This window comes from Cytophagia bacterium CHB2, from assembly GCA_030263535.1.
Lineage (GTDB): Bacteria > Zhuqueibacterota > Zhuqueibacteria > Zhuqueibacterales > Zhuqueibacteraceae > Coneutiohabitans.
In genome coordinates this window covers 1-10,097 of the sequence record SZPB01000235.1, presented here as the reverse complement: position 1 = coordinate 10,097, position 10,097 = coordinate 1, and the positions used below count along the sequence as shown (strand labels likewise).

8 protein-coding genes are annotated in these 10,097 nt (G+C 52.5%); 4 read left to right on the top strand and 4 right to left on the bottom strand.

Annotated features, from left to right (window positions below; genetic code table 11):
- Both FBQ85_20020 and FBQ85_20015 read left to right on the top strand, forming a co-directional pair.
- Positions 1-1,246 (top strand): sigma-54-dependent Fis family transcriptional regulator (locus FBQ85_20020; GenBank protein ID MDL1877422.1); only part of this gene is annotated, 1,246 nt, incomplete at its 5' end.
- A 306-nt stretch (positions 1,247-1,552) separates the two neighbouring features.
- A complete protein-coding gene (locus FBQ85_20015; GenBank protein MDL1877421.1) occupies positions 1,553-4,189 on the top strand; it encodes a hypothetical protein in 2,637 nt (878 codons plus the stop codon).
- Between the two features lie 273 nt (positions 4,190-4,462).
- Here the strand turns inward: FBQ85_20015 and xth are convergent, their stop codons facing one another.
- From xth to FBQ85_19995, 4 genes are all read right to left on the bottom strand, one after another.
- Positions 4,463-5,212: an exodeoxyribonuclease III gene (gene xth / locus FBQ85_20010; GenBank protein ID MDL1877420.1), complete on the bottom strand. Its 750-nt coding sequence runs from the start codon at positions 5,210-5,212 to the stop codon at positions 4,463-4,465.
- A 2-nt stretch (positions 5,213-5,214) separates the two neighbouring features.
- Positions 5,215-6,156: a hypothetical protein gene (locus FBQ85_20005; GenBank protein ID MDL1877419.1), complete on the bottom strand. Its 942-nt coding sequence runs from the start codon at positions 6,154-6,156 to the stop codon at positions 5,215-5,217.
- Positions 6,157-6,230: 74 nt separating this feature from the next.
- On the bottom strand, positions 6,231-7,712 hold the full coding sequence (locus FBQ85_20000) for a bifunctional metallophosphatase/5'-nucleotidase (protein MDL1877418.1): 1,482 nt from the start codon (positions 7,710-7,712) through the stop codon (positions 6,231-6,233).
- Positions 7,713-7,831: 119 nt separating this feature from the next.
- Positions 7,832-8,335, bottom strand: coding sequence for a flavin reductase family protein (locus FBQ85_19995; GenBank protein ID MDL1877417.1), 504 nt, complete (start codon positions 8,333-8,335; stop codon positions 7,832-7,834).
- 365 nt (positions 8,336-8,700) lie between these two features.
- Between FBQ85_19995 and FBQ85_19990 the strand changes: the two genes are divergently transcribed.
- Both FBQ85_19990 and FBQ85_19985 read left to right on the top strand, forming a co-directional pair.
- Complete coding sequence (locus tag FBQ85_19990) at positions 8,701-9,192, top strand: hypothetical protein (GenBank protein MDL1877416.1); 492 nt, start codon at positions 8,701-8,703, stop codon at positions 9,190-9,192.
- Positions 9,193-9,227: 35 nt separating this feature from the next.
- The coding region (locus FBQ85_19985; protein ID MDL1877415.1) for a HAMP domain-containing protein at positions 9,228-10,097 on the top strand (870 nt) is incomplete at its 3' end.

The window sequence follows — 10,097 nt, the reverse complement described above, 5'->3', positions numbered from 1 at the left end:
CGCAAAAGACTACGCCATTTATTTCATCGATTTGAAAATGCCCGGCGGGCTGGACGGCATTGAAACCATGATGGAAATTCGCAAGCTGCATCCCGAGGCCTCGATCATCATCATCACGGCTTATGCCACGGTGGATACCGCCATCACCGCGATGAAAGAAGGCGCCCAGGAATACATCGTCAAGCCGTGCAACCCCGAGGAAATCTCGCTGCTCGTGGGCCGCATTATGAAGGTGAAAAACTTGCAGCGCGAGAATTTGATTCTGCGCAAAAAATTGGCGCGGCAATATAATTTCGACGACATCATCAGCAAAAATGGCAAGATGCTGGAAATTTTTCAGCTTATTCGCGAGGTGGCGAACATGCGCAGCACCGTGCTCATTCAAGGCGAAAGCGGCACCGGCAAGGAATTGATCGCGCGCGCCATTCACAATTCCGGCGAGCGCGCCGGCAAGCCGTTCATTTGTGTGTCCTGTGCGGCGTTGGCGGAAACGCTGTTGGAATCCGAATTATTCGGCCACGAGAAAGGCGCGTTCACGGGCGCCGTGGCGCAAAAGAAGGGCAAATTCGAGATGGCAGAAGGCGGGACGATTTTTCTCGATGAAATCGGCGATATCTCGCTCAAATTGCAAATGGATTTGTTGCGGGTTTTGCAGGAGCGCAAGTTCTATCGCGTCGGCGGCTCGGAAGAAATTCAAGTCGAGGTGCGCGTGATTGCCGCGACCAACGTGGATTTGCGCGAGGCCGTGCAACAGGATAAATTCCGCGACGATCTTTATTATCGCCTCAACGTCATCAACATCCGTATTCCCCCGCTGCGCGAACGGCGCGAGGATATTCCCCTGCTCGCGCGTTATTTCATCGAACGGCTCTCCCACGAGTTGGGCAAAGAAGTGCACGACATCACCGAGACGGCGCTCAAGCTTTTGCTCGCGCACAATTGGCCCGGCAACGTGCGTGAATTGGAAAATGCCGTGGAGCGCGCCATCGTCACCTGCAAAAGCAAAATTTTGACAGAAGACGATTTTGCCTTTCTGCGCCACGATTTGGAAAGCGGCAACGGCTGGACTGTGCCCTCCAACCTGACCTTGCAAGAGGTGGAAAAAAAAGTCATTGCCGTCACGCTGCAGCGGGCGCGCGGCAACATGAAAGAGACCGCCAGTATTCTCGGCATCGATCGCTCGACGCTGTATGAAAAAATCAAACGCTACAATATTCCCCGCCCGCAAGAAACCGGGCACGCATGAGTTATAGTGGCAAAAAGATGCCAAACGCCGTGTTGCGGAGGAATACGGCTCACATGCGTTTACGTATGTACAGGCGCCTCGTTGATGGCAGTCCCCCTCATTCCTCAACAATATCCATTCGTTAAAACCCTGGCAACCTTCCCGGCTATTCCCACGTCGTAGCTGCAGATTTTTTTTCTCACTTGCTGGTAACCTTTTTCAAATTCGATTGTCTTACGGACAGAAAGCGACAAGCCCTCGCGGAGAGCAACGGCTTTTCCGGCGCTGTTGTTCTTCCGTGCATTTGTCACAGCCCCAGGAGCAGACGTGATGAGAGTGAAGCTACTGACCTTAACCTTGTTCGTGGTCGCCGCGGCTCAAGTCGCCGGCCAGCAGCCCGCGCCGAAGAAAACGTATCATACCAAACATATCAACCCCCACGCGCCGGTTATCGACGGCCGCCTCGACGACGAAGTCTGGGAAAAAGTCGACTGGACCGGCGATTTTACCCAGCGCGAGCCTAACGATGGCGCAGCGCCGACCTATCAAACGCAATTCAAAATTTTGTTCGATGAAAAAAATCTCTACGTTGGCGTGCGCGCTTTCGACGCGGAACCGGACAAGATCGTGCGCCGCGTCACCCGCCGCGACGTGTTTGACGGCGACTGGGTTGAAATCAACATCGACAGCTATTTCGATCATCGCACCGCGTTTTCCTTTACCATTAACGCGGCCAATGTCAAGGGCGATGAAGCGGTTTCCAATGATGGCGACTACTGGGACGCCAATTGGAATCCCGTTTGGTTTAGTGAAGTTTCGGTCGACGCCGAAGGCTGGTGCGCGGAAATGCGCATCCCCTTCAGCCAACTGCGCTTCGGCGACAAAGACGAACATGTGTGGGGCATTCAATTGCAACGCCGGCTTTTTCGCAAACAAGAGCGTTCGGTATGGCAATACATTCCGCAAAACACCGCCGGTTGGGTAAGTTATTTCGGCGAATTGAAGGGTCTTGCCGGCATCAAAGCCTCAAGCCGTATCGAGCTGCTGCCTTATGGCGTGAGCAGCATGCGGCGCTTTCAAGAGGTGGCGGGAAATCCCTTTGCCACCGGCGATCTCAAAAAAGCTTCAGGCGGTTTGGACGCGAAAGTCGGCGTGACCAGCGATTTGACCATGGACGTCACCATCAACCCGGACTTCGGCCAGGTGGAAGCAGATCCTTCTGAAATCAATCTTACCGCGTTTGAAACGTTTTTCCAGGAGAAACGGCCGTTCTTCATCGAAGGCCAGAACATTTTGGAATATCGCCTCACTGGCGGCGACGGTTCGTTTTCGAATGATCGTTTGTTCTATTCGCGCCGCATTGGCCGTTTACCGCATGCGTATCCCTCGCTTGCTGCCGGCGAATACGCCAATGTGCCGGAAAATACCTCGATTGCTGCTGCCGCCAAAATCACTGGCAAAACCAAAAATGGTTTTTCCCTCGGCATTCTCGATGCGGTGACGGACAAGGAACAGGCCGAGATTGATTTCAACGGACAACGCCGAAAAGAGATCGTCGAACCGCGCACAAACTTTTTTGTCAGCCGCGTGCAGAAAGATTTCAACAAAGGTACGAGCGCCATCGGCGGCATGTTCACCGCCACGCATCGCGATCTCACAAACTCGCAACTCAACTATTTGAATCGCGCCGCATATTCCGGCGGCATCGACTTCCGCCATCAATGGCATAATCGTACTTACTACTTTGATGCGTTGGGCGTGTTTAGTCATGTTCGCGGCGAGGCAGCGGCCATTTCCGCCGCGCAAACCTCCTCGCAGCGCTATTTTCAGCGGCCGGACGCTGATTATGTCGAATTCGATCCCAACCGTACCTCACTCACCGGGCACGGCGGCAATCTCAGCCTCGGTCGCGGCGGCAACAGCCCCGTACGTATTAATCTGGGTGTCACGTGGCGTTCGCCCGGACTCGATTTGAATGATGCCGGCTTCTTGCGCCAGGCCGATCGCATTATGCAATCATTTTGGATGGGCTATCGCTTCACCAAGCCCACACTGATTTTCAATCGCCTGAATTTCAATGTGAATCAATGGTACGGTTGGAATTTTGGCGGAGAGAAAGTTTTCGAAGGCGGCAACATCAACGGCGGCGGCCCCCTGCGCAACTATTGGTACATTTGGTTTGGCATTGGTCGCGAGAGCAAAAACCTCTCGACCACGGCGTTGCGCGGCGGACCGGCGCTGATCCTGCCCGGGCAATGGAATCAATGGCTCACGATTGAAACCGATCAGCGCAAAGCCGTGGTGTTCAGCGTGAACGGCTACAACAGTTGGAAAGATGAAAATGATTCGCGTTATCACGAAATCGGCCTGGGAATGTCTGTGCGCCCGGTCAAGTCGTTAAACGTGCGCTTCAGCCCGTTTTATGGCATCAACAAAGACGATTTGCAATATGTCAGCACACCCGCCAACAACGGGGAAAGCCGGTATCTTTTCGGCCGGATCGATCAACGGACGCTGGGACTCACGACACGCATCGATTGCAGCATCACGCCCAATCTGTCGGTGCAGTTTTACGGTCAGCCGTTCGTTTCCGCCGGAGAATATTCCCAATTCAAGCGCATCACCTCGTCGCGCGCGGCAAACTATGCCGATCGCTTTCATGTCCTGAGCAACGAACTCACATACGAGGCCGCTTCGAATACATTTTTGGTTGATGAGAATTTGGACGGCGTGAGCGATTATGCTTTTGGCAAACCGAATTTCAACTTCAAGCAGTTTCGCTCGAATCTGGTTTTGCGGTGGGAATACAGCCCGGGTTCAACCGTGTTTTTGGTGTGGTCGCAAGGCCGCACCGGCTTCACTTCCGACGGCGAGTTCTCGTTCCGGAATGATGTAAGGGATTTGTTCGAGGTTTATCCGGACAATGTTTTTCTGGTGAAACTGAATCGCTGGTTTTCGTTGTGAGGAAAGCAGTACACGGACATCATGATTGCATACCTACTCCATCTGTCATTCCGTAGAAATCTTGTGAAGTACTGGGCGTTGAGCTTGGAACTTCACAGGATTCTCTCTGGATGACAATGATAGCAGAGTATGACTTTGAAGATTACCGCGTCGGTGTTTCGATAAACCTTATTCGCATCACTCGCGCACGGATTCACGTGGAATCTTGCTGAGTTATTGTTGTTTGCATTTGAGAACATGCACAAATCTGTGCTCAAAACCCTTCATGACGCTTCACTTCAACACAATCCCAATCGGACAGTGATCCGAGCCCATCACCTCGGACAAAATAAAAGCCTCTTTGAGCCGCGGGCGCAGCGCAGCAGAAATGCAAAAATAATCAATGCGCCAGCCTACGTTGCGGCTGCGCGCATTGCCGATCTGGCTCCACCAGGTGTAATGCCCGCCCTCTTTTTGAAACTCGCGAAAGGTGTCCACAAACCCCTTCTTCACAATATTGCCAAAACCGGCGCGTTCTTCCGGCGTGAAACCGTGATTGCCGACATTGGCTTTGGGATTGGTGAGATCGATTTCCGTGTGCGCCACGTTCAAATCCCCGCAAAAAATCACCGGCTTTTTCTTTTCCAATTTCTTGAGATACTTCAAAAAATCGATATCCCATTTGATGCGATAATCAAGGCGTGATAAATCACGCTTGGCGTTGGGGGTATAAACATTGACGAGAAAAAAATCCGCATATTCCGCGGCAATCACCCGGCCTTCGCGATCGTGCTCGGCGATGCCCATGTCGTTTTTCACGCTGAGCGGTTCGGTTTTCGTAAAGATCACCGTGCCGGCATAGCCTTTTTTCTCGGCGGAGTTCCAGTATTGCCGGTAACCCGGCAATTCCAATTCAACTTGCTCGGGCGCGGCCTTGGTTTCCTGCAGGCATAGAATATCCGGCTTGTTTTTTTGAATGAATTCCACCAAGCCTTTTTTGAGCACCGCGCGAATGCCGTTGACGTTCCAGGAGAGAAGTTTCATATTCAGTTTCGATCAATCTGAGCCAGAAGTTTCTGAAACTGTTCTGCCCCAAGTTTGCTCCACAGGGACTTTAGGATTTCTTCTTCTCCCAGTGCTTTTATCACATCTTCTTTGCTCAAGACTGACAGAAGCTCTTCTTTGCTAAAAGCGGCTAAAAGCTTGTCGCGTGCCCCAGTTTGACTCAAAGCGGCGATCAATTTGTCTTGATCACCACCGCTAAAAGCCGCCAATAGCTTGTCGGCGCCCATAGTTCTTTGCAGTGCCGCGATCAGCTTTTCATGCCCCAGGGTCTCAATCATCTTATCGATAAACTCCGGTTTAACGTCAATCATTTTGAGCACCTCACTTTGGTAAAGATCAAAAACGGTTTCGAGAATCGGAGTCGAACGATTGAGCAGGAATTGCGACAAGATAATTTTCTGCCGGCGCGCCGGAGTCGAAAATATTTGCAGCTCTTCAGGCGTCACCTCATCCGGCAAATCTTCGGTTGCGATCAGATACGAAACCATATCCGAATCACGCCGGAATATGCCGGGCTCAATCAACTTATAGCCAAGCACAGGCAAGACATTCAAAACCGCTGCGCTGAGATGATGCACCACAGCCGAGAGCGTCACCTCGGCAATGCTGTAGATGCTATGCTTCGCCATGTACAGCCAGCCGTAAGCTTGCAGCTTGAGCAGATCGCCGGGTTCTAGGCGATCCTTCTCGGTTTTCAGCTCCATGATGTTGAAGCGCTGAAAATAGCGAAACAGCGGCGGCAGCTTGGAAAAATCCGGTTTCTTGTTCTCGTCCGCTGAAATCACGATCACGTCGATTTCGAGCGGCAGTTCACCGACCTTTTCATGATCCTCGACTTTGAAATTGGCTTGCTCGAAACGCAGCCGCAGCAGTTGAATCAATCGCGCTTCATAGGCCTTGAAATTCGCCCGCTCTTCGTTCATGCTCGCCTCCCCATTGATAAAATAAAGCCGACATTCAAATAAAGCAAAGGCTTTTTGCCGGTCGTGGCGCGGCCTTACGGCTTGCCGTAGATTTTCTGCAAGTGATCGATCAACGCCCGGCGTATTTCCGCAACATTTTCATTCAGCACTTTCAAATCCGCATTTTGGCGATTCAAATAATCCAGCCCGTGCTCGTTTCCGGAAATCAAGAAATCGCTGATTGCCACTTTGTAATTGCGGCGCTGGTCAAGCTCGATGCCGTTGATCAGCCAATTGTCTTTTTCGCTGCTCCAGGTAACGTTCGCGGTATGCAAATAGCCCCCGCTACCCTTATTTTTCTGGCCTTGCTCCAGAACTTGTTTGAGCAAGCGGCCGCGCATTTCCGCGAAAACGATGTAGCCGCCGAACGGCAGAATGCGGATCACGTCATATTCTGAAACCGGGCCGGGCTGCAGCTCGTCGTCGATGCGAATCGAGCCGCCATTGAAAATCGCGAGATCCGCCTCCGGCGCCACCGCAAGAAATGAGGCGGTGATCAACTCCGTCAGTTTGCTTGACGTGTTGCGCACCGTCGACTCGCGGCCGTCCAGCACGTCGGGAGAATTAACCACAAGCTTCTCCGGCTCAAAGCCCATTTTGCGAAATGCGTTAAAAGCCAAATCCACCCATTTTTGCACTTCCACTTTGACTTCGGAATCTTCGGCAATTTCAGACGTAATCGGTTGCAAGCGAGTATCGATGCGAAGCTTTTTGGTGGCGGGATCGATCGTCAATTCATGAATATAAACCGAGCGCGCATTGGCATCCGCCTTGAATACCGGCGTGAACTCCGGCCCGCGCCAGACTTGCACATTTTCATGTTCGTGCCCGCCGAGAATCAAATCGATTTCCGGCAGCGTTTGCGCGAGCTGAATGTCTTCGTCGAGCGTCAAATGCGTGAGGGCGATGAGAATATCAACCTGGTCTCTGAGTTTTTTTACTTGCTCGCGCGCAACCTCAAGCGGAAGGCGAAACGTCACATAATTCGGATTATTTTTCGTCAGCATTACGGCAAACAATCCCACACGCACGGATTGTCCGGTTTTGTTGCTCGCAGTGAAGATAATATTCTCGGAAACTCCGGAAAATGGCTTGCCGTTTTTGTCAAAGGCATTGCTGGCAACCCAGTTGAAACGCGATTCTGACAAACGCTGCAAGAAAGCCGGTTCTTTCAAATCGAATTCATGATTGCCGAACGTGCAGAAATCCAGGCCCACCGCATTCAACACCGCGACCATTTGTTTGCCATCTAAACGGACATCGTCGACTTTCGCGGTGCCGAGCGCCGAAGGGCTGAAGAGATCCCCGGCCAGCAACATAAAGGTGTGGGGATTCTCTGCCTGTAGTTGTTTGCGCAGCGTTGCCAAACGCGCCATGCCACCTTCTTTGCCGCCGCTCACCGGAGTGATTTCATAGACGTCATTGATTTGCAGCAACGTGATTCTGATGCTGTCGCCGATTGAACCGGCGCGCGGTTGCGAAATCCTTGCCGGTCCGGCGCAGGATAGCAACAGCATTGCAAGAGCAGCATATATGAATCCCACTTTTTTCATCACGCCTCCAATCCTCTGATGGGAACGTATTGTTCAATCATGGCTTGATCATGCCTCATCATAGCAAATGCCGCGGCGGAACGCTATCGCGCCGGAAAATCAGAATTCCCCAGTATTCGATACTCGCTGCGAAAATAAAGCAACGGGGAAACTTTTGCATCGCCATCACTCAGCGCCACAACTTCGCCGACAAAAATCGTATGATCGCCGCCCTCATGGCTTGCGGTTAATTTGCAATCCACCCAGCCGAGGGATTCGTCCAATACCGGCGCGCCGGTGACCGCCGCACGCGTTTCCAGCGTATCAAATCTCGCGGCGCCGGAAAGCGCCTCCTGCGCAAACCGCTCTGCAATGTGCTGTTGATCAACGTTTAGAATATTCACCGCGAAACATTTTCCCTGCATGATCAAGTCATGACTTTGCGCGTTTTTATTCACACAAACCAAAACCAGCGGCGGCGCCAGCGACACCGAGCAAAAGGCATTCGCGGTCAAACCGTGTATTTTATCGCCCGCACGCGTCGTCACAATCGTCACGCCGGTGGCAAAAGCGCCCAGGACGCGGCGAAAATCTTTTTGATCAATCATAGGTGATTCCTTCGTACCGATTGGATGGTATAAGGCAGTTCAAATGCGTTAGGAATGGTTAATGGTTAATGGCAATAGTCGATTAATCATTGACAACTATTAACCATTGGCCATTAAGTTTTCATGCGCCCTAAATGCGCGCAAATATAGCCCCGCCAAAGGCCAAATGCAAGATCGCGCTTGACATTCAAAGGCGGTTTACGTTAATTCATCCGTCAATCAGCCAGCAAGTTATGTGAAAATGTTTGATTTTGCCGCAGGCTGAGCTCGTCGAAGCCTGCACTGTCGCAGCAGAGCTTCCGCAGGCTGAGCTTGTCGAAGCCTGCTTTTCTCCAAATAAATCCGAATCAGATTAGAGTCAGATTATGGATCGCAGATCGCTTGTGGCCGGCGGGATTCTCATACTCGTCGGATTATCGTTTTTTCTTGGAAATTTTATCGAGTTCTATTGGGAAGAACTGTGGCCATTGTGGATGATTCTCGGTGGTTTGGTGTTTCTCGGGCTTTTTCTCGCGAATCGCCGCAGCTACGGTTTTCTCATGCCGGCTACAATTCTGTTGAGTCAAGGCGCGTTGTTTCAATTTTGCGCGTGGAACAATCGCTGGTATTACATGGAAGAGTTGTGGCCGGTTTTCATTCTCGGCCCCGGGCTCGGATTTTTATTAATGTATTTTTTCGGCAAGCGCGAAACCGGTTTTGTGATTCCCGCTTTTATTTTGATCGGCCTGTCGGCTATTTTTTTCGTCACCCTCGGCCCGTTTCAACAGTATCGCGATTTTTGGCCGGTGCTGTTGATTCTTGCCGGGCTGTTTCTCGTGTTTCGCCGTCGCAAACCTGATGTCGTTAACGGCAACTAGCGCATCATCATTTCTTGCCAGTCGCTTCTCGCCTCATGTTTCGCCCACGGATTCGAACCTTACTCATTTTGTTTTTGATTTTGCAGATGGGCGCCGTGCTCGCGCTCGCCGGTTTTTATTTGCAGTGGCGCATGCGCGCGCAAATCGAGGGCGAGCTGGCAGACAAACTCACGGCATTTGCAAAAACCGGCGCGCAAACCGCGAGCGCGGCTGTGGGCGCGGCGCCGATCATCAGCCTGCTGCCCGGCGATGAAACCTCGCGCACGGCCAGCACGTTACACGCGCAATTGGCGCCGCTGGCAGAGGCCGGCGCGCTGGCGCGCATCATGATTTTTGCACGAACAGATCGCATTCTCTTCGACAGCCGGCGCGAATTGGCAATCGGCAGCGAATATGTTCGATTGCGGTTCGATCAGGAAGAAATCAGCCGCGCCTGGCAGGGCCGGGCTTCTGCCGCCAAGCTTTTTTTTGACGCGCAAAATCAGCCGTTCAAAGCCGCCTATGCGCCGCTGCGCGAGGACGGGAACGTGGTCGCGATTGTTGGCATTGAAGGCAGCGCGGCAGCCTTGTCTGCAATTGCCGAAATACAACGCGTGTTGTGGAGTATTGCCGCCCTCGGTTTGATCGTCGCCGCCATCAGCGGCATCATTTTCGCGCGGCGTCTCACCTCGCCGCTGGAACGCTTGCGCCGCGCGGCGGAAGCCATCGGCGCAGGCGCGCCCGAAGTGGCTTTCGAAGTAAAGGGCACGGAGGAAATCCGCTTTCTCGCGCAAACCATGCAGCACATGCGCGAGGCGATTGTGACGCGCGAGCAGAATCTGCGCATGATGCTTGCCGGCGTGGCGCACGAGATTCGCAATCCACTCGGCGGCATTGAGCTGTTTGCCGGCATGCTCGAAAACGAT

What these genes read in the sequence shown, in the direction of transcription:
- xth (MDL1877420.1), bottom strand. Translation starts at nt 5,212, where the DNA reads ATGAAACTTCTCTCCTGGAACGTCAACGGCATTCGCGCGGTGCTCAAA.
- FBQ85_19990 (MDL1877416.1), top strand. Translation starts at nt 8,701, where the DNA reads ATGGATCGCAGATCGCTTGTGGCCGGCGGGATTCTCATACTCGTCGGA.
- FBQ85_19995 (MDL1877417.1), bottom strand. Translation starts at nt 8,335, where the DNA reads ATGATTGATCAAAAAGATTTTCGCCGCGTCCTGGGCGCTTTTGCCACC.
- FBQ85_20005 (MDL1877419.1), bottom strand. Translation starts at nt 6,156, where the DNA reads ATGAACGAAGAGCGGGCGAATTTCAAGGCCTATGAAGCGCGATTGATT.
- FBQ85_20000 (MDL1877418.1), bottom strand. Translation starts at nt 7,712, where the DNA reads ATGCTGTTGCTATCCTGCGCCGGACCGGCAAGGATTTCGCAACCGCGC.